Raw genomic sequence first — 19,302 nt, 5'->3', positions numbered from 1 at the left:
GGGCCCGCTCCACCGGCAGCGGCCGTCCGACACGCGGCCGAAGACCACGCCCGGCGCAGGCCCGCACAGGCGCGGACCGCCCCGGCGCAGGCCCGCCCGTACTCAGGCCTGGCGGCCCTCCATCGCCAGCAGCTCCTCGTTCGGGATCGCGCCGCCGAACCGCCGGTCGCGCGAGGCGAACTCCAGGCACGCCCGCCACAGGTCGCGGCGGTCGAAGTCCGGCCACAGCACGTCCTGGAAGACCATCTCGGCGTAGGCGCTCTGCCACAGCAGGTAGTTGGACGTGCGCTGCTCGCCGCTCGGCCGCAGGAACAGGTCCACGTCCGGCATGTCCGGGTAGTACATGTACCGCTGGAGCGTCTTCTCGTTGACCTTCGACGGGTCGAGCCGGCCCGCCTTCACGTCCTCGGCGAGCGCCTGCGCGGCGTCGGCGATCTCCGCGCGGCCGCCGTAGTTCATGCAGAAGTACAGCGTCAGCCCGTCGTTGTCCTTGGTCTGCTCCTGGGCGATCTGGAGCTCCTTGGCGACGGACTTCCACAGCTTGGGCATACGGCCCACCCAGCGGACCCGGATGCCCAGCTCGTCGAGCTGGTCCCGGGTCTTGCGGATGAAGTCCCGGTTGAAGTTCATCAGGAAGCGCACCTCGTCCGGCGACCGCTTCCAGTTCTCGGTGGAGAAGGCGTACAGCGAGATCGCGCCCACGCCCATCTCGATGCCGCCCTGGAGCACGTCCAGCACCCGCTCGGCGCCGACCTTGTGCCCCTCGGTGCGCGGCAGGCCCCGTTCCTTCGCCCAGCGCCCGTTGCCGTCCATGACGATCGCCACATGCTTCGGGACGAGTTCCCCGGGGATCTTCGGGGGCCGCGCGCCGGAGGGGTGCGGTTCCGGGGTCCTGTACTCCCGGCGCTGCCGCCCCAGGAATCCGCGTACGGCCATGTGTCTCTCGTCTCCTCGTGCTGACGGGCGTTCTTACTGCTTCTCGACGTACCGGAGCGAGCGCAGCCCGCGCTCCAGATGCCAGTGGAGGTAGGCGGACACCAGCCCGCTCCCCTCCCGGACGTGCCGTGCCTCGCACGCGTCCGCGGTGTCCCAGTCTCCCGTAAGCAGCGCGCCCAGGAGTTCCAGGGCCTGCGGGGAGGGTACGACGCTGCCGGGGACGCGGCAGTCGGCGCACACGGTTCCGCCGGACGCGACCGAGAAGAACCGGTTCGGCCCGGGCATGCCGCACTTCGCGCAGTCGGTGAAGCTGGGCGCGTAGCCGTTGACCGCGAGGGAGCGCAGCAGGAACGCGTCGAGCACCAGGTGCGGGGCGTGCTCGCCGCGGGCGAGGGTGCGCAGGGCCCCGACCAGCAGCAGGTACTGCTGCACCGCCGGCTCGCCCTCGTGGTCGGTGAACCGCTCGGCGGTCTCCAGCATGGCCGTGCCGGCGGTGTAGCGCGCGTAGTCGGTGACGATGCCGCCGCCGTACGGCGCGATCGTCTCGCTCTGCGTGCACAGCGGCAGGCCGCGTCCGACCAGCTCGCTGCCCTTGGAGAAGAACTGCACGTCCACGTGCGAGAAGGGTTCCAGGCGCGCGCCGAACTTCGACTTCGTCCGGCGCACGCCCCTCGCCACGGCCCGTACCCGCCCGTGACCGCGGGTGAGCAGGGTGATGATCCGGTCCGCCTCACCCAGCTTCTGGGTGCGCAGCACGATGCCGTCGTCGCGGAACAGACTCATGGCATCCATTGTCGCCCACGTTCACGGCACCTCCCCCCGGCTCCGGGCATTGGCGTACGCGGTGGCCGCGCGCAGCCGCTCCTCGGGCGTCGCATGCCGCACGGCCCGGGGGTCGGCGTCCCACTCCCGGCCGCCGCCGAACGGTCTCAGCTGGACGTAGGGCCCCTCATGCCCCATGACGACGCCGATCCGCTCGGTCCTGGTGTCCACGACATACGCGCCGACGGGCGGCTTCACCGCATCACCGCCGCCGTGATCCGCCGCGCGGTCCCCACCGGACACCGTCCCGGTTCGATGAGCGGACAGGGCGCCTCCCGCGCAAGACTCACCGGGTCCATCCCCAGTGACGGCAGGGAAATTCCGGCCTTCGCGAGTGCCGCCCGCAATTCTTTCACCACTTCCTCCGCTTCTTCGACGCAGAGCGCCGAGTGTCGTGCCTCCACGGTGATCCCCTCGCTTTTCCGTTTTCACTCTTCGCGCCCTCAGATTGCCGTGCCGCACCTATACTTGACGGGAGGCTGTGCGCCGCAAGCGCGGGTCGGTACACGGGGGTTGGCCATGGCCAACGGTTCGCGTACCGGGTTCACGCAGGTGGAGCCGGGTGCGGGGAATCGCTTCCGGCGGATACCTCGACCAGTTCGCACAGGCGCCGTGCAATGCGCAATTCAATGCGGCGCAAGCGCATCAAGGGCCAGACATATACCGAGTACTTTGCCGACGCGGTCGAACGGGAAGGACCGGCGGCGGATATTCGCGAGTCCGCGCCGACTGTGGCCGACGTGGGTAAGCCGTGGGCGACTTCGGCGCATTCCTCGCCACCACTGCCGCCGCCGATGCACGCACCCATCCCTCAGGGGGTAACCCCCAGCAGAAATTCGGGTGTTGCCCGGATGTGAGCGAGGCCGCGCCGCGACGAAGCTCATACGCATGCCGTCGACCACGCGCACCCTCGCCCTCACCGCCGTACCCGCCGCTCTCCTCGTCGCCCTGCTCCCGCCCCTGACCGCCCGGGCCGTCGTACCCACGTCGCCCCTCGACTGGGGTCCCTGCGCGGCCGGAGCCGACCCCCGCCAGGAATGCGCCACCCTCCAGGTGCCCATGGACCACGCGGACCCCGACGGGCCGCGGATCTCCCTCGCCGTCTCCCGTATCCCCGCCGAGAGCCCCGCGTCCCGCCGTGGCGCCCTCTTCCTCATCCCCGGCGGACCGGGGGGCTCCAGCCTCGACGACCCTTCCGGCAAGGGACAGAAGCTGCCGCAGGACGTACGCGACCAGTACGACCTGATCGGCTTCGCGCCCCGTGGCCTCTCCCCCTCCACCTCCGTCGACTGCGGGCTGGACCGTGCCGACCTCGCCACCTCCCAGCTGCGCCCCTGGCCCGCGCCCGACGGCTCGATCGGCGGGAACATCGCCACCGCCGAGCGCGTCTCGGCCGCCTGCGTCCGCAACGGCGGTGAGCTGATCCGCCACATGAGCACCCGCGACAACGCCCGCGACCTCGACCGCCTCCGGGCCGCGCTGGGCGAGCGGAAGATCTCCGCGTGGGGTGTCTCGTACGGGACGTACGTCGGTGCCGTCTACAGCCAGATGTTCCCGCACCGGACGGACCGGATCGTGCTGGACAGCAACGACGACCCCGACCCCACCCGGGTGGCCCGCGCCTGGCTCGCCGGGCACGAGCAGGGGGTGGAGGACACGTTCCCGCACTTCGCGGCGTGGGCGTCGGCACCCGGCAACCCGGACCGCGTCGCGGACACGGCCGCCGAGGTGCGTCCGCTGTTCCTGCGGCTCGCCGCCCGCCTCGACCGTGCGCCGATCCCCTGGCCCGGCGCCAACCCGGAGGAGCTGAACGGCAACGTCCTGCGCCAGACCATGCTGGACAGCTTCTACCGGCCCAGCCGTTACCCGGCCCTCGCCGAGCTGATGCTGGCCGCCCGGCAGGGCACCGTCCCGCCCGCGCCGTCCGCCCCGCCGGAGAAGGTGCTGCAGAACGTGACCGCCGTCGGCGTGGGGACGCTCTGCAACGACGTGGCCTGGCCCCGGTCGGGCGCCGTCTACGAGAAGGACGTCGCGAAGAGCCGGGCCGCGTACCCGCTCACCGCCGGGATGCCGCGCAACGCGATGCCGTGCGCCGCCTGGCCCTACCCGCCGCGCGAGGCTCCCGTGCGGATCACCGGCCGGGGGCCGTCCAACGTCCTCCTGGTCCAGAACGAACGGGATGTCGCCACCCCCCTCAGCGGCGCGCTGAAGCTCCGTGAGGCGTTCGGCCGGCGGGCGGTCATGGTCACCGTGAACTCCACCGGCCACGACGCCTACCTCGCCAACGGCAACGAGTGCGGCGACCGCACGGTCTCCCGCTTCCTCGCCACCGGCGAGCGCCCCGCCCGGGACGTGTACTGCCGTTGAGGACAGGCGTTCCCCGGGCCGCTCGTCCGACCGTACGACCGGACGACGAACTGCCGATGACGCCGTCGGCGTGACGTTTCGCCTCGTGTGCAACCGGGGCTCGGGCAGCCGGCCTCCTGTCCTGCAGTACCGACACCTCTCGGTGAGGAGACCGACATGACCGCGACCGCGTTCACGCCGGAGGGCGACTACCTGCTGCCCCCGCCGCGCCCGGCCGACCGGATCGGCACCGCCATCGACCCGCGCGACCGGCGCCGGCTGGAGCTGCACGCCGCCCTGACCGCCGCCGGCATCCCGCCCCGGCCCGAGGACCGTGAGGCCATCGAGAGCCTGAGCGCCCTGTCCGGCAGCATCAACAGCACCATCCAGCGGTGGCTGCACCACACCCTGTGAAACAGGCCGGCTCACGGCCTCCCCGGTGCCACCAGCCGGCCCCGACTCGTAGGCCACGATGACGAGCTGGGCCCGGTCCCGCGCCCCGAGCTTGCCCATGGTCCGGCTGACGTGGGTCTTCGCGGTGAGCGGGCCCAGGCCCAGCAAGTCGGCGATCTCGGCGTTGTTCAGGCGCGTGTGCGTTCACGTGCGCCTGTCGGGCGCGGGCGGAACATGCCCCGAAGGGGCGCGGGGAACTGCGCAAACGGGAGTCCAACAGGCGGAGCCTACGAAGCACACGGCGGCCGCCGTCCCCAACCGCCCGGAGGTCATCCCCGGTCGACCATCCAGGTGCCGTCCTCCTCGTCGTCGACCCGGACCTCCAGCTCGCGCAGGCTCATGCCGGCGTCCCACAGCTCACGGAAGCGCTTCATCCGGTCGTGCACATGGTCCTGACGGGCGATCAGCCGGGTCCGGATGTTGACGTCGCGCAGGTCCTGGTCGATCTCGAAGGACACCGCCTCGTCGTACACGATGAAGTCATTGGTGGTGCCGCGCAGCAGATGCGGCGGCAGCTCCGGCAGGACGGCCACGCGCACCTCGATGTGCAGCACCTGCTGCTCCTCGCACAGCCGCAGCAGCCGGTCGTCCAGCTCCCGCGCGCTCTCCAGCAGGAACAGCCGGCGCACCGGGACGCCCTGCTCGATCGCCTCCGCCTGGGCGTGCAGGTAACGGCTGGCGGGCTCGCTGTTCCAGAACGTCCGGTCGACGGAGGTGCTGGTGGCGCAGATCGACTTCTCCGCGGCCCGGGTCAGGGTGAGCATCCAGTCGTGGTTCTCGCCCGGGCACTCCGCGGTGAGGGTGGTGAGGTCGCTCAGATGTCCGATCACCCGCTGCATCTCCAGCCGGACGAAGGTGGAGAGGATCGGCAGGCCGGGTGAGAGGACGTCCGCGAAGTTGGCGGCCAGGTCGGACACGGACTCGATGCGCACCAGAGGCTGTGCCGGCGGTTCGGGCTCGGCCGGGCGGGGCGGGGGCACCAGCCGCGTCTCGACGAGCTGCTTCATGTCCTCGGTGTGCCGGGTCAGCCCGTGCTGGAGTTCGTCGTAGCGCCGTAAGCCGCCGCGCACGGTGGCGGCGGTCTCGGCCAGCAGGCTCTCGGCGCGCCGAGCCCGCTCCTCGGCCGCCCGGTCGGGGACCAGCACGAGGTGCTGGACGGCGACGGCGGCCACGGCGCACAGGGCGGCGGCGCCGAGCTGGCGTGCCGCGCCGTCCTCCGGGCTGAGCAGCGCGGCCACGCCCCAGGCCAGCAGTCCGGCGACCAGGCCGACCAGCAGCCTGCGCCGCCACGGGACGGGGTCGGGGCGCTCGGCCGCGGGCGTGTCCGGGGCGCCGGGCGTCTCCGGCGTCCGGTCCGCGGGGTGTTCGGGTGTGCCCACCGCGCCCGGCGGGCCGGCCGTGTCGTCGGGCTGAGGTGTCTGTGCCGTGCTCATCTCGCTTCTCCCCCCGTTGGGAAACACGTCGGTTCGGGATGCGGAATGTGCGTGGGGGCGCGTTCGGGGCGCGTCGGGGACGCGTTCAGGGCGCGGGCTCCACCTCCCGGTGCACGGGCGGGATCGCGTGCAGGGTGAGCTGGTCGCGGACGCGCTGCACCAGGGCGAGCCACTGCCGGGTGAACCCGGGCCGCTCCTCCAGCGCCTCCCACAGCGGGGCCAGCTCCCCGGACACCCGGGCCCGCGGCATCCACAGGTGCAGCAGATGGTCGACGGCCGGCCGCAACGCCCGCACCACCGGCGGGAGTTCACCGTCCGGTGCGGATCGGGGCCAGGTTCCGGGCGCGGTGGGGCCGAGGCGGATGCCGTCGAGGACGCGGACCACGGTGGTCAGCAGCCAGTCGTGCAGGGCCAGGTCGTCGCAGAGCCCGGCCAGGTCGGCGGCGGGAATGTCCTCCGGGACCCGGAGCCGTACGGTCCGCAGGTCGTCCTCGGCGAGGGTGAACCGCTCCAGGGACGGCTCCTCGCCCGCCGGCACGGTCAGCGCCACCCAGCGCAGCCGGGTCTGCCGGGACCTGAGCGGCGGCCGCTGGTCGAGCAGCGGGTACCGCAGCAGCCGGGTGAGCAGTCCTCCCGCGATCAGTCCCACGTCGAGGTCGCCGTGGCGTCCGCCGTCGAGCAGTCCGGCGGCGACCGCGTCGTACGGCAGTTTCCCCAGCGGCTCGACCACTGCGGGCCGCACCAGGTAGTCGCCCCAGGGGCGGCGGTGGTCGGGGCCGGAGGCGGGGACGGTGAAGTACGCCGAGGTCTGGAGCACGCGCCCCTCGGTGAGCGCGGCCCGCGCGGCGACCGTGCCGACGGCGCGGACGCGGGCGCCGCCGGCGCTGGGCAGGGGGCAGTCGACGCCGGTGAGGGTGTCCGGGGAGCGCCCGTAGAGGTTGGGGCGCTCGGACACCAGGACCCGCTCGTCGGCGCGCAGCCGCAGCAGCTGTGCGGCGGCGCGGCTGTCGAGGGCCTGCCCGGCGGGCAGCAGGCAGGTGCGGACCTCGCCGCAGGCCAGCACGGTGCGGGGCGCGGCGGCGTCCTGCCGTGCGCCGGGGGCTGCCCTGGTCGTGGCCGGCATCTCAGGTCTCCTCGCAGAAGACGTAGGAGACGCGGTCGGCGACCGGCCCGGGGACGGGCACGCCCTCGTTCGCGGAGCGCTCGGCGACCTGGCGCAGGGCGTCCCGGTCCACGTCCGTCTGGTCGAGGACGACCCGCACGGCGTGTTCGACGGGCAGGAAGCGGCTCGGCAGCACCGAGCAGGTGCGGTAGGCGGCGAACGGGTCGGCCCGCGGGTTGAGCCGCACCAGCGGCGGCAGGTCGTCCCACTCGTCGGGGAACGCCCCGGTGTGCGGCCGCGGGTCGAAGACGGCCTCGCCCTGGTGGCGCAGCAGCCCGAGCCGGGCGAGCTGCCACACGGCGGCCAGGAAGGGGCAGGACCACAGGCGCTCCCCGTCGGGCGTCTCGTTCCACAGCTCGACGTCCAGGAACACGGAGTGGCGGCGGGCGGCGGTCTCCCGGGGCGGCTCCCAGGCGGCGGCCTTCCGCATCGCCTGCGGGGCGCGGGCGGCGGGGCTGCGCACGCCGTTGGCCAGCCAGCCGGTCTGCGCGGCCGGCGGCCGGTGTCCGTGGCTGCCCGGCGGCGGCTCCTCGACGATCCGCCCGGCCACCGCCTCCGCGACGGGCACAGTGCCGCTGACGGCGCAGCCGGACTCGCGGGCCAGGTAGTCGACGGCCAGCCCGGCGCGCTCGGCCTCCGCGAGCAGCATCGGCACGACCTCGGCGGGGCTCGCGAAGCGGGTGAAGTAGTCGTCGATCAGGAAGCAGGTGCTGACGCGGGCGCGCCGCCCGCCGGCCCGGTCGGCGGCGAAGGCGCGGGCGGCCTCCGCCCAGGGCCGGACCCGGGCGAAGTGCCGGCGCAGATGCTCCGGCCCGGCCTCGAAGTCCTCCATGTACAGGTGCCCCAGCTCGAGGGAGAGGTGGGACAGGGGGACCGCCTGGGTGCGCGGTTCGGCGGTGGTCTCACGGAACACCGCTTCGGTCATGGGAGCCCCCAGTGCGCGTCGTCGGTGAGCCGCCGGGCGATCTCCTCCAGCGACTCCAGCGTCTCCTTGTTGGCGATCTGGGTGGCGAGGACGTCCTCCTCGGTGATCAGCTGCTCCCGCCACTGGAGGATCGGCTCCAGCGGTACGGTGCCGAGGACCACGCTGTCGCCGATGTGCTGGTCGGAGGCGAGCCGGCGGAGCGCCTTGTTGCAGGACTGCATCCAGGCCGCCTGGGCGGGCGAGCCCTGCGCCCACATGGCCGACTCCGGGTCGGGCACGGCGGCCCGCACGAAGCGGATGTTGCCCTGGAGGGTCTCCTCGTCGTGCCCGCGGTCGACGCCGCTGCGGAGGATGCCGTTCTCCTTGTGGACGAGTCCCGCGGCGGCGATGACGTGCTGCCGGGTCCAGCGGTGGAACACCAGCCAGCGGTAGGCGACATGGCGCATCCGGGGGTGGGCGGTGGCCGCGAGGACCAGGTCGACGGCGTAGCTGCGGCCGGCGCTGAGGTCCACCATGACCAGGTCGAACTCGCTGTTGAGCCGCAGCAGCAGGTCGATGCAGCGCTCCAGGGACTCCTCGCCGGTGGCGAACTCGCCGCCGCCCGCGTCGCCGGGGTAGAGGACGAGCCGCCCGGACTGGTTCTGCCGGGCGCGCAGCACCGGGTGCTCGGTCTGCCGCCAGATGTCGATGCTGGCCGGTTCGGTGACCTCGCCCTCCAGGTAGGAGTGCAGGCCCCGCTCCTCGGTGCCGCGCAGGGCGCTGGGCACGTCGAACACGGCGGCGGCGGTGGGCGAGCCGAAGTCGAAGTCGACGTAGGCGACGTGGTCGCCGGTGAGGGCGCGCTGGTAGGCCAGGTTGGCGCTGGTGACCGAGCGGCCCGTGCCTCCCTTGTCGGAGGCCGCGAAGACGAGCACCGCTCAGCCCTCCTGCGCGGCGGCGTCCCGGGCCTGGGCCAGGGTGTCGAGTTCCCGCAGGACGGGCAGGGCGAGCGCGAAGGCGGTGGCGGGCCGCTCGTCGACCAGGCCGCGGGCGTGGTCGAGACGGTTCTCTATGCTCCGCATCGCGCGGGCGCGGCTGCCGTCGTCGCCGGTGGACGCCTCCAGCTGCTCCCTGCCGAACAGGTGCGTGGCCTCGCTGAGCAGGTCCCGGGCCAGGTCGGCCAGTTCCGGGCTGCGGATGGGCTCCTGCTCGTAGAGGTTGCGGGCGGCGACCAGGCACTCGGTGACGCGTTCGGTGACGCTCCAGGACATGCGGCGGTTGACGCCCTTGGCGTCCGGGAAGACGGTGCGCACGTCGTCCCAGAGTCCGGCGCCGTGGCCGTCCTCGATCCTGCGGCTCCACAGATGCTCGAAGGTCTGCTCGGCGAGGCGCAGCAGCCGGTCCTGCGCCTCGATGTTCCGGGACAGCTCGGCGAGCTGCACGGTCCGCTTGAGCAGCTGGGCGGAGAAGTCGGTCATCCGCCACTGGAGCAGCGACCCGGAGCGCTCGGACCCGGCGAGCGGCATCAGCACGCCCGGGTCGTGCAGCCGGACGACCGGGTCGTTCCTGGTCATGCGGCTGGTGACGCGGCCGCGGTCGGCGAGCCGCTCCATGATGGAGACGGTGCGGGTCAGGTCGTCGTCGGTGGCGCGGCGGCGCACCAGGTCGTGGACGAGGATGGCCGCGACGGTGAGGGAGAAGTACTCGGACTCCAGGCGCAGTCCGGTGGTCTGCCAGGGCAGGTCCTCCAGGGGCCAGCGCTCGCTGCCGAAGCGGGCGACGGCCGACCAGTACTGCTGGCTCAGCTCCCAGCGCAGCCGCAGCGCCTCGGCGAGTTTCTGCTGGTCGGCGTCGAGCAGTCCGAGGGTGAGGGTGCGCTCCGAGAACAGGTCCTGGATGCCGTCGAGGGCGACGACGGTGAAGTACACGTACGGCAGCCGGTCGGCGATGCCGTCGGGCTGGCCGGGTACCTGGGTGTCCAGGTCGGTGACCTTGGGGGCGTCCTTGACGACGCCCCAGGCCCAGCCGCACTCGAAGAGCTGGCTCTCGTCGCGGATGGACTCGTCGACCTGGATGCCGCGGCTGAGGCTTTCGATGATGGTGGCGCGCAGCGGCCGGAAGCGGCGGGCGAACTGCTGGAGGACGGCCCGGTCGGAGTGCCGGTTCTGGCCGATGACCTGGATCAGCCGCCGGCCCTGTTCGGACTCGGCGTCGAAGACGTTGACGGTGAAGGAGCGCAGCAGGCTGATCATGGCGGCGGTGAGCCGCGTGTTGGTGGCCTCGCGGAGTTCGCCGAGGGCGCGGCGCACCTCGGGGCGGGTGGTGCTGTTCTCGTAGACCTTGAGGAAGCCGAGGGTCGCCAGGCAGAGCGTGACGGACATCGAGTAGGAGTCGACGACGCCTAACTTGCCCTGCTCGTAGGTGAGTTCCGCGTTGGGGTCGACGGGTTTGAAGTACGGTCCGCCGGCGAAGGTGGGGGCGTCGTCGGGGCCGGTGTGGGTGCGCATGAACTGGGTCAGCGCGGTGATCAGGTTCGGCGGGATCTCCAGTCGGCTGCCGACGCGCTCCAGCGCCTGGAGCACGTCCCGCTCCGTGGTGTCGGGCTGGTCCAGGCGGAACGCGGGGATCTCGGTGGCGGGGTACAGCAGGCAGAGCAGCCGCTCGGCGTCCGCGACACTGCTCAGCCCGTCGGTGTCCCCCCACACGAGCTTGCCGTCGTCGAACGAGTGGCGGGCCGCGGCCCGCCAGATGTCCAGCAGATGCTGGCGAGGCTTGATCTGCATCCCCCTACCCCTCGTACAGACCGTGTGCAGACATGGTCCCCGTTCCTACGTGTCCGCAATCGCCGAATTTCTCCGTCCGAGGGCGAGAATGATGCCCTCGTGCCCCTCGCGCACCATGTGGTGCAGATCGTGGATCTCGAGGTCGTCGGCCCAGTCGGCGAGGCTCTCGCGGACCCGCTCCTCGTTGACCCGGTAGGCCGGATAGCGGTGGTCGCCGACCTGGTAGCCGACGGACTCCTTCATGAAGGCGGTGGCGAACGGCGCGCCCTCGTTCAGCGCGCCCATGAAGCAGGTGACGCCGCGGCGGAACTCGTCGGGGCACTCGGACATGGAGTCGGCGACGAAGAACATGGTCCCGATGTCCCAGCGGCGCTGGCCGTCGAGGTCGAGGAGGTTGGCCCGCTCGACGCGGACGATCTCGCCGAACCGGCCGCGGGGCTCGACGGCCGCGTAGGCGGGGTGCTCGCGCAGCTGGTCCCAGAAGGGGTCCCAGACGGTGTCGAACCCGGCGGGGGACGCCTGCTTCTCCAAATACTCGACGTTGGGCTGCGCGTATTCCAGCAGCAGGACCTTCTCGCACCAGGGCAGCATGGACAGCGCCGGGTAGAGGTTGGCGCCGGCGCCGACGTCGACCCCGCGGCCCGGGCGCCGGTCGCCGTCCGCGAAGCACGTGCCGAAGTAGTCGCGCATCAGCCGCACGATCAGGAGATCGACCTCGAGGGGGCTGCGGTAGTTGGCGTCGACGTAGGCCTCGGGATCGAACTTCGACCACGGGGCGTCGGCGTTACGGTCCATCATCACCCTGCCGCGTTCCATTCAGTGTCGGACAAGACCGTGTGCCCTGTCTGCGCCGTTCCGCTGAACGTCGGCAGGTGAAGCAGCATCTCCGGTTCTCGCACGGTAGGCCGAAGGGGCACGCGCAGACAGCCAGGAACACGCCGTTTCTCGTCGACGGGCGCACGGAAGGCGCACGCCGGTTGTCCGTGCACCCCTGAACTCGCCCTTGCACGCGGTGAGTTGACGGCTCACTCTAGCCAGAAGACGCCACCGGCCGCCACCGGAAGCAGCATCTCCTTCCGGGTGAACGCCGGTGTCTTCGCGTTGACGACATCCGCATTCCCGACTGGGGGGTGGCATGACCGCCGAACCGCTGGAGCGCACCCTGGACCGGCACGGGCGACTCGCGGGACCCAACGGGTTCCCGGAGCCCGGGCATCTGGTCCTGCGGGGGGTCCGCGAGTCCGATCTGCCCGAGCTGCGCCGGCTCGACGAAGAGGTGTTCCAGGAGGTGGCGTACCCCGCCTTCCTGCTGCGCCAGCTGTTCGACGTGTACGCCGAGCACTTCCTGGTGCTGGACGACGGGGCGGGCGGACTGCGCGGCTACGTCCTCGCCGCGACCACCGCGTTCAGCCGGGACAGCTGGATCCTCGGCCTGTGCGTGACCGAGGGGGACCGCCGGCACGGACTGGGCCGGGAGCTGATGACGGAGATCCTCCAGCGGCTGAGCCGGGACGGGATCGAGACGGTACGGCTGACCGTGGAGCCCGCCAACCGGGCCGCGATCCTGCTCTACCGCTCCCTGGGCTTCAGCCCCGAGGAGCCGGACGGGGGTCTGCGCCGGGACTACTTCGGCCCGGGCGAGCACCGGCGGATCATGCGGCTGGAGCTCTGCTAGGGCCTGTCCGGCGGACCGTGCCGGAGGCCGGGACCGTCCGGCGGACCGTGCCGGAGGCGGGGACCTGTCCGGCGGATCGCGTCCCTCACGCCGGACGCGCCCCGGAGAGCCCGTAGGTTCAGGACGGCGTCCGCGCCGCGGCGAGCAGGCGGCCGACGTCGTCGGAGCAGATGGTCAGGGCCGCGCCCACCGTGGCGAGGACGTCCCGTTCCGCGGGGGTGTACGGGCCGTCGGCCAGGGCGATCCGGGCGCCCTGGAGCAGGATCGACTCACGGCCGGGTCCGGCCAGGTGCGGGGCCAGCGGGTCCAGGGCCTCGTGCAGTTCGATGGACAGCCCCGCCGCGCAGGGCTCGCCGGTGAACCGGCCGGTGTCCGCCTCCAGCGCCTCGACCAGCGCGGCCAGCTGCTCCTCCGTGCAGTCCTCGACGCCGGCCGCGCGCACCCCGGCGGCGGCGGTCTCCAGGGCGGCGCGGGAGCAGGTGCCGCCGGCGGCGAGCACGGCGAGGGCGACGGTGTGGACGGCGTCCCGCAGCATCGCGGAGAAGCGGGTGGTGGTGGGGTGGTCCAGCACGTCGGTGCCGAAGTGGCCGCGGCAGGCGGCGCACTCCACGGTCGGGGCGCACACCCCGCGCGGCAGCACGGGCAGGCCCAGCACGGTGAACCGGCGGCGTCCGGTGAGCCGCTGGTAGTTGCGGTCGCCGCCGCAGTTCGGGCAGAAGAACTCCCCGTCGCCGACGGCGGTCCACGCGGTGCGGGTGCCGACCAGGCGGCGCGCACGCCGGGCGGCAGCGGTACGGCCGTCGGGTCCCCGTTCTGGCAGCACGTCGCACCTCCATCAACGCCACACAGCTCCGTCGCCGCGCTTGCGTGATGTTAGCCACATGTTGGAGGCGGAGTCAGTACCCGGGACGAGACCTTTCCGTGACCTCCACAGCGATTGGCCGGTAACCGACGCCGGGGCCCCGCCCGCCGGTGTCGGCGGACAGGGCCCCGGATTCACCCTGACCGGCTGTTCAGCGTGCCGCGCGGTTGACCGCGGAGACGACGGCCTTCAGCGACGCGCGGGTGGTGTTCGCGTCGATTCCGATGCCCCACAGCACCTTGTCGCCGATGGCGCACTCGATGTACGAGGCGGCCTGCGCGGAGGCGCCCTCGCTCATCGTGTGCTCCTGGTAGTCCAGCAGGCGGACGTCGACGCCGATGCCCTGGAGGGCGTGGAAGAAGGCCGAGATCGGGCCGTTGCCGGTGCCGACCAGGGTGGTCTCCTGGCCGTCGACCGTGGCCTGGACGGTGAGGGTGTCCACGCCGTCGTGGTCGGTGGTGCTCTGGCCGCCGGCGACCTGGATGCGGCCCCACGGGTTGTCCGGGTTGGGCAGGTACTCGTCCTGGAAGACGGCCCAGATGTCGGCCGGGGTGATCTCGCCGCCCTCGGCGTCCGTCTTGGCCTGGATGATCTTCGAGAACTCGATCTGCATCCGGCGCGGCAGTTCCAGCTTGTGGTCGTTCTTCAGGACGTACGCCACACCGCCCTTGCCGGACTGCGAGTTGACCCGGATGACCGCCTCGTAGGAGCGGCCGACGTCCTTGGGGTCGATCGGCAGGTACGGCACGGCCCACTCGAGGTCGTCGACGGTGACGCCCTTGGCCTTCGCGTCGGCCTCCATGGCGTCGAAGCCCTTCTTGATGGCGTCCTGGTGGGAGCCGGAGAAGGACGTGTAGACCAGGTCGCCCACGTACGGGTGGCGCGGGTGGACCTCCATCTGGTTGCAGTACTCCCACGTACGGCGGATCTCGTCGATGTCGGAGAAGTCGATCTGCGGGTCGACGCCCTGCGAGAACAGGTTCATGCCCAGGGTGACCAGGTCGACGTTGCCGGTGCGCTCGCCCTGGCCGAACAGGCAGCCCTCGACGCGGTCGGCGCCGGCCATCAGCGCCAGCTCGGCGGCGGCGACGGCGGTGCCGCGGTCGTTGTGCGGGTGCACGGACAGGCAGACGTACTCGCGGCGGGAGAGGTTGCGGTGCATCCACTCGAAGCGGTCGGCGTGCGTGGACGGCGTCGAACGCTCCACGGTGGCGGGCAGGTTGAGGATGATCTCGCGGCCGGGACCGGGCTGGTAGGTGTCCATCACCGCCTCGCAGACCTCCAGGGCGAAGTCCAGCTCGGTGTCGGTGAAGATCTCCGGCGAGTACTGGTAGCCGAACTCGGTCTCCGGGCCCAGCAGCTTCTCGGCGTACTCCATGACCAGCCGGGTGCCGTCGACGGCGATCTGCTTGATGTCGTCCTTGGAGCCGCGGAAGACCACGCGGCGGAAGACGGGCGCGGTGGCGTTGTACAGGTGGACGGTGGCCCGCTTGGCGCCCTTCAGGGACTCCACCGTGCGCTCGATCAGGTCCTCGCGGGCCTGGGTCAGCACGGAGATGGTCACGTCGTCCGGGACGGCGTCCGGGTCCTCGATGATGGACCGTACGAAATCGAAGTCGGTCTGGCCGGAGGCCGGGAAGCCGACCTCGATCTCCTTGTAGCCCATCCGTACCAGCAGGTCGAACATCGCGCGCTTGCGCACGGGCGACATGGGGTCGATCAGGGCCTGGTTGCCGTCGCGCAGGTCGGTGGAGAGCCAGCGGGGCGCGGTGGTGACCCGCTTCTCGGGCCAGGTGCGGTCGGGGATGTCGACCTGCTCGTACCGGCCGTACTTGTGGATCGGCATGGGGCTGGGCTGCTGGCGGTTCGCCATGATGCGGGGGCTCCTCGATGGTCCGCGGGGTGTCCTGGGGGACGGCCGACGGCGCAGCGCCAGACTCCGCGGGGAGGGGGTCGGCCTCTAACGCAGACCCTCACCGCGGCAGCTAAGGAGAAGCAGCCCGAAGTTCATGATGCTCCGCAGCTTAACCGAGTCGCCCACCGTGCGGGGTTGCGTATCAGTATGCGGGATCGGTGGGACGAACGGGACAAGTAGTGCCGTATACCACTACTGAAGCGGGCGGCGGGCGGTTATCGCGGGGCAATTCATCCATCACGGTCGCGCATGGTGACATTCCTGTCACTCAGTGCAATGGTTCCTGCATGACGACGAACGGGGGCTTCCAGCCCGTCTTCTGCACCATCGTCCCGCCGCACGTCCTCGACCGGCTCTCCCAGGCGGAGGACCCACTGGTCCACGGCCCCGCGCGCCGCACCCTGCGCCGCGACGCCTACGAGCGCACCCAGCGCCGGCTGACCACGGTGGTCGGCGCACCCGCCGTCGCCACGCTCGCGGACGCCGAGCCCGGCAAGCCCCGGCGCACCGTGTACAACGCGGGGCACGGCACCGACCTGCCCGGCGAGAAGGCCCGCGGCGAGGGCGAGGAGCCCGGCCAGGACGCGACCGTGAACCGCGCCTACGCCGGACTCGGCGCCACCTTCGACCTGTTCCTGAAGGAGTTCGGCCGGGACTCGATCGACGGGAGCGGACTGCCACTGGACGCCAGCGTCCACTACGACCACGACTACAACAACGCGTTCTGGAACGGCGAGCAGATGGTGTTCGGCGACGGGGACGGCGAAATCTTCCTCGACTTCACCATCGCCGTCGACGTCATCGGCCACGAACTCGCCCACGGCGTCACGCAGTACACCGCGAACCTCGACTACTTCGGCCAGTCGGGCGCGCTCAACGAGTCGGTGTCGGACGTCTTCGGCGCGCTCATCAAGCAGTACACACTGGGCCAGACCGCCGAGGAGGCGGACTGGCTGATCGGCGCGGGCCTGCTCGCCCCGCGCGTCACCGGCAAGGCGCTGCGCTCGATGAAGGAGCCCGGGACGGCGTACGACGACGACGTGCTCGGCAAGGACCCGCAGCCGGCGACGATGGACGACTACGTCCGCACCGGCCGGGACAACGGCGGCGTGCACATCAACTCCGGCATCCCCAACCACGCGTTCTACCTGGCGGCCACCACCCTCGGCGGGCACGCCTGGGAGCGCGCCGGGCAGATCTGGTACGACGTGCTGACCGGCGGGGAGCTGGACCAGGACGCGCAGTTCACGGACTTCGCGACGCTCACCGTGAAGGCGGCGCGCGCCCGGTACGGGGAGGGCGCGGAGCTGGTGGCGGTGACGAAGGCGTGGGAGCGGGTGGGGGTGCGCACGCTGTAGTTCCGTACTAGACACGGACCATGCGTATTCGAGTGCGGCGCACGGGCGGTTTCGCGGGCATCGAACGGCAGGCCGAAGTGGACACCTCGGGCCGGGCCGACGCCCACGAGTGGCACGCGCTGGCGGAACGGGCCGTGGCGGCCGGCGCACCCACCCCGCCGGCCGGCGTCCCGGACGGCTTCAGCTACACGATCACGGTGGACGGCACAACGGTCCACTGTGCGGACCCGGGGCTGACGGAGGGGCAGCGGACGTTGATCAGGAGGGTGCTGAAGGAGGGGGCGTAACCAGCTGGTGCCGCAGGGGCGTTGACGTCGTTCGGGCGGGGTGCGGATGATCCGGGGCATGGTGACGACGAACCCGATGCCCCGTTTCCCGGCCGGCTTCCTGTGGGGTGTGTCGACCTCGGCGCATCAGATCGAGGGGGCGGCCGACGAGCGCGGGCCGTCGGTGTGGGACGTGTTCACGGCCCAGCCGGGGCGGGTGCGGGACGGTTCGACGGCGGCGGTGGCCTGCGACCACGTCCACCGCCACCGTGAGGACGTGGCGTTGCTCGCGGACCTGGGCGTGGACGCGTACCGCTTCTCGGTGTCCTGGCCGCGGGTGCGGGCCGAGGGCGGACTGGACTTCTACGACCGGCTGGTCGACGACCTGCTGGCGGCGGGGGTGCGGCCGGTGCCGACGCTGTTCCACTGGGACCTGCCGGCGGACCTGGACTGGCTGGAGCGGGACACGGCGGAGCGGTTCGCGGAGCACGTGGAGCGGGTCGTCGCGCGGCTCGGCGACCGGTTGACGAAGTGGATCACGCTCAACGAGCCCGCCGAGCACACCCTGCTGGGCCACGCGCTGGGCGTGCACGCCCCCGGCCGGACGCTGCTGTTCGACGCGCTGCCGGTGGCGCACCACCAACTGCTGGCGCACGGCCTGGCGGTACGGGCGCTACGCGCGGCCGGGACCTTCGACATCGGCATCGCGAACTCCCACGGGCCGACGTGGCCGGCCTCGGACGACGAGGCGGACGTGGCGGCGGCCGGCTTCTACGACACGCTGCTGAACCGGCTGTTCGCCGACCCGGTGCTGCTCGGCCGCTACCCGGAGGGCATCGATGAGCTGATGCCGGGCGACGTCGAGGCGGACCTGAAGATCATCGCCGAGCCGATCGACTGGTACGGGATCAACTACTACGCGCCGACGCGGGTGGGCGCGCCCCAGGGCGGCGAGATCGAGTTCGGCGGCGTCCGCATGCCGGCCGAACTGCCCTTCTCCGTACGGGAGATCGAGGGTCACCCGGTGACGGACTTCGGCTGGCCGGTGGTGCCGGAGGCGCTCACGGAGCTGCTCGAGGCGTTCCACGGGCGCTACGGCGACCGCCTCCCCCCGGTGGTCATCACGGAGAACGGCTGCGCGTACGAGGGCCTGGACGACACCGACCGCATCACCTACCTGGACGGCCATGTCCGCGCGCTGCACCGGGCGATGGAGGCCGGGGTGGACGTCCGCGGCTACTTCGTGTGGTCGCTGCTGGACAACTTCGAGTGGGCGGAGGGGTACGGCCGCCGCTTCGGCCTGGTCCACGTGGACTTCGACACGCAGCGGCGGACGCCGAAGGCGTCGTACGGCTGGTACCGCGCGCTACTGCGGGAGCAGCGCGGCTGACGCGACTGTCAGAAGCCCAGCCGCCGCAGCTGCTTCGGATCCCGCTGCCAGTCCTTGGCGACCTTGACGTGCAGGTCGAGGAAGACCGGGGTCCCGAGGAGCGCCTCGATCTGCTTGCGGGACTTGATGCCGACGTCCTTCAGGCGCTTGCCCTTGGGGCCGATGACGATGCCCTTCTGGCTGGAGCGCTCGATGTAGAGGTTGGCGTGGATGTCGAGCAGCGGCTTGTCGGCGGGGCGGTCCTCGCGCGGCAGCATCTCCTCGACGACCACGGCGATGGAGTGCGGCAGCTCGTCGCGCACGCCCTCCAGGGCGGCCTCGCGGATCAGCTCGGCGACCATGACCTGCTCGGGCTCGTCGGTGAGGTCGCCCTCGGGGTAGAGGGCGGGGCCCTCCGGCATGAGCGGGATCAGCAGGTCGGCGAGGAGGTCGACCTGCCGGCCGGCGGTGGCCGACACGGGGACGATCTCCTGCCAGGTGATGCCCAGCTCCTTGCCGAGCTGGTCGACGGCGATCAGCTGCTCGGCGAGCGCCTTGCTGTCCACCAGGTCGGTCTTGGTGACGACGGCGATCTTGGGAGTTTTCTTGATCCCGGCGAGTTCCTTGGCGATGAAGCGGTCGCCGGGGCCGATCTTCTGGTCGGCGGGCAGACAGAACCCGATCACGTCGACCTCGGCCCAGGTGGTCCGTACGACGTCGTTCAGACGCTCCCCGAGCAGGGTGCGCGGCTTGTGCAGCCCGGGGGTGTCCACCAGCACGAGCTGCGCGTCCGGCCGGTGCACGATGCCGCGCACGGTGTGCCGGGTGGTCTGCGGCCGGTTCGAGGTGATCGCCACCTTCTGCCCGACCAGAGCGTTCGTGAGGGTGGACTTGCCCGCGTTGGGCCGGCCCACGAAGCAGGCGAAACCGGCCCGGTGAACGGCGTCGGCCGGCTGCTCGGATGACTGGGTACGAACACTCATGCCGCCCATTCTCCCTGATCGCCGGTGCGGGTCCG

18 protein-coding genes and 1 pseudogene are annotated in these 19,302 nt (G+C 71.9%); 6 read left to right on the top strand and 13 right to left on the bottom strand.

The features are described 5' to 3' along the window. Positions 1-102 precede the first annotated feature (102 nt). The 3 genes from ACFOSY_RS18420 to ACFOSY_RS18410 are packed head-to-tail and all read right to left on the bottom strand — an operon-like array spanning position 103 to position 1,956. On the bottom strand, positions 103-936 hold the full coding sequence (locus tag ACFOSY_RS18420) for an isoprenyl transferase (protein ID WP_394308113.1): 834 nt from the start codon (positions 934-936) through the stop codon (positions 103-105). A 33-nt stretch (positions 937-969) separates the two neighbouring features. Next, entirely contained in the window at positions 970-1,719 is a 750-nt protein-coding gene (gene recO / locus ACFOSY_RS18415) for a DNA repair protein RecO (RefSeq protein ID WP_394308111.1), read from the bottom strand. 21 nt (positions 1,720-1,740) lie between these two features. Beyond that, complete coding sequence (locus ACFOSY_RS18410) at positions 1,741-1,956, bottom strand: hypothetical protein (RefSeq protein ID WP_369155888.1); 216 nt, start codon at positions 1,954-1,956, stop codon at positions 1,741-1,743. Between the two features lie 690 nt (positions 1,957-2,646). Here ACFOSY_RS18410 and ACFOSY_RS18405 point away from each other — a divergent pair. Both ACFOSY_RS18405 and ACFOSY_RS18400 read left to right on the top strand, forming a co-directional pair. Next, positions 2,647-4,125, top strand: coding sequence for an alpha/beta hydrolase (locus ACFOSY_RS18405; protein WP_394308108.1), 1,479 nt, complete (start codon positions 2,647-2,649; stop codon positions 4,123-4,125). Positions 4,126-4,281: 156 nt separating this feature from the next. After that, a complete protein-coding gene (locus ACFOSY_RS18400) occupies positions 4,282-4,518 on the top strand; it encodes a hypothetical protein (RefSeq protein ID WP_394308106.1) in 237 nt (78 codons plus the stop codon). Positions 4,519-4,557: 39 nt separating this feature from the next. Here ACFOSY_RS18400 and ACFOSY_RS18395 read toward each other — a convergent pair. The 7 genes and pseudogenes from ACFOSY_RS18395 to ACFOSY_RS18365 form a co-directional block, all read right to left on the bottom strand. Continuing rightward, positions 4,558-4,689, bottom strand: a pseudogene (locus ACFOSY_RS18395) (response regulator transcription factor); the annotation flags it as partial. 137 nt (positions 4,690-4,826) lie between these two features. Further along, positions 4,827-5,990, bottom strand: a complete 1,164-nt coding sequence (locus ACFOSY_RS18390) for a hypothetical protein (protein ID WP_394308105.1) — start codon at positions 5,988-5,990, stop codon at positions 4,827-4,829. 85 nt (positions 5,991-6,075) lie between these two features. Continuing rightward, positions 6,076-7,113, bottom strand: coding sequence for an SCO2521 family protein (locus ACFOSY_RS18385; protein ID WP_394308102.1), 1,038 nt, complete (start codon positions 7,111-7,113; stop codon positions 6,076-6,078). 1 nt (position 7,114) lies between these two features. Next, positions 7,115-8,077: an SCO2522 family protein gene (locus ACFOSY_RS18380; protein WP_394308099.1), complete on the bottom strand. Its 963-nt coding sequence runs from the start codon at positions 8,075-8,077 to the stop codon at positions 7,115-7,117. Then, the gene (locus ACFOSY_RS18375; RefSeq protein ID WP_394308097.1) at positions 8,074-8,991 is read right to left on the bottom strand and encodes an SCO2523 family variant P-loop protein; all 918 of its coding nucleotides are present in this window, start codon (positions 8,989-8,991) and stop codon (positions 8,074-8,076) included. Before ACFOSY_RS18375 ends, ACFOSY_RS18380 begins: the two co-directional genes overlap by 4 nt. Positions 8,992-8,994: 3 nt before the next feature. Further along, positions 8,995-10,839, bottom strand: coding sequence for an SCO2524 family protein (locus ACFOSY_RS18370; protein ID WP_394308095.1), 1,845 nt, complete (start codon positions 10,837-10,839; stop codon positions 8,995-8,997). 45 nt (positions 10,840-10,884) lie between these two features. Continuing rightward, entirely contained in the window at positions 10,885-11,637 is a 753-nt protein-coding gene (locus tag ACFOSY_RS18365) for an SCO2525 family SAM-dependent methyltransferase (protein ID WP_394308092.1), read from the bottom strand. Positions 11,638-11,974: 337 nt separating this feature from the next. Between ACFOSY_RS18365 and ACFOSY_RS18360 the strand changes: the two genes are divergently transcribed. After that, a complete protein-coding gene (locus ACFOSY_RS18360) occupies positions 11,975-12,514 on the top strand; it encodes a GNAT family N-acetyltransferase (protein ID WP_394308090.1) in 540 nt (179 codons plus the stop codon). 118 nt (positions 12,515-12,632) lie between these two features. On the opposite strand, the gene ACFOSY_RS18355 is transcribed toward ACFOSY_RS18360, so the two are convergent. After that, positions 12,633-13,337 carry a TerB family tellurite resistance protein gene (locus ACFOSY_RS18355; RefSeq protein ID WP_394308088.1) on the bottom strand — a complete coding sequence of 235 codons (705 nt, stop codon included), beginning with the start codon at positions 13,335-13,337 and terminating at the stop codon, positions 12,633-12,635. Positions 13,338-13,527: 190 nt separating this feature from the next. Beyond that, positions 13,528-15,249, bottom strand: coding sequence for a 2-isopropylmalate synthase (gene leuA / locus ACFOSY_RS18350; protein ID WP_394308086.1), 1,722 nt, complete (start codon positions 15,247-15,249; stop codon positions 13,528-13,530). Between the two features lie 329 nt (positions 15,250-15,578). Here leuA and ACFOSY_RS18345 point away from each other — a divergent pair, with 329 nt between their 5' ends. Genes ACFOSY_RS18345 through ACFOSY_RS18335 form a run of 3 tightly spaced genes read left to right on the top strand, consistent with a single transcriptional unit; the run spans position 15,579 to position 18,305 of the window. Next, the gene (locus tag ACFOSY_RS18345) at positions 15,579-16,649 is read left to right on the top strand and encodes a M4 family metallopeptidase (RefSeq protein WP_394308084.1); all 1,071 of its coding nucleotides are present in this window, start codon (positions 15,579-15,581) and stop codon (positions 16,647-16,649) included. A gap of 20 nt (positions 16,650-16,669) precedes the next feature. Then, positions 16,670-16,936 (top strand): protealysin inhibitor emfourin, encoded by a 267-nt coding sequence (locus ACFOSY_RS18340; protein ID WP_394308081.1) that lies wholly within the window; start codon positions 16,670-16,672, stop codon positions 16,934-16,936. A 58-nt stretch (positions 16,937-16,994) separates the two neighbouring features. Further along, positions 16,995-18,305 (top strand): GH1 family beta-glucosidase, encoded by a 1,311-nt coding sequence (locus ACFOSY_RS18335; RefSeq protein WP_394308078.1) that lies wholly within the window; start codon positions 16,995-16,997, stop codon positions 18,303-18,305. 8 nt (positions 18,306-18,313) lie between these two features. Here ACFOSY_RS18335 and era read toward each other — a convergent pair whose 3' ends face one another. Further along, complete coding sequence (gene era / locus ACFOSY_RS18330) at positions 18,314-19,267, bottom strand: GTPase Era (RefSeq protein ID WP_128126504.1); 954 nt, start codon at positions 19,265-19,267, stop codon at positions 18,314-18,316. Between the last annotated feature and the right edge of the window lie 35 nt (positions 19,268-19,302).

Origin of the sequence: Streptomyces lusitanus (genome assembly GCF_042647945.1) — a bacterium.
Taxonomy (GTDB): Bacteria; Actinomycetota; Actinomycetes; order Streptomycetales; family Streptomycetaceae; genus Streptomyces; species Streptomyces pseudogriseolus.
Note: the sequence above shows the minus strand (reverse complement) of the source record. Positions and strands in the feature narration are given on the sequence as shown.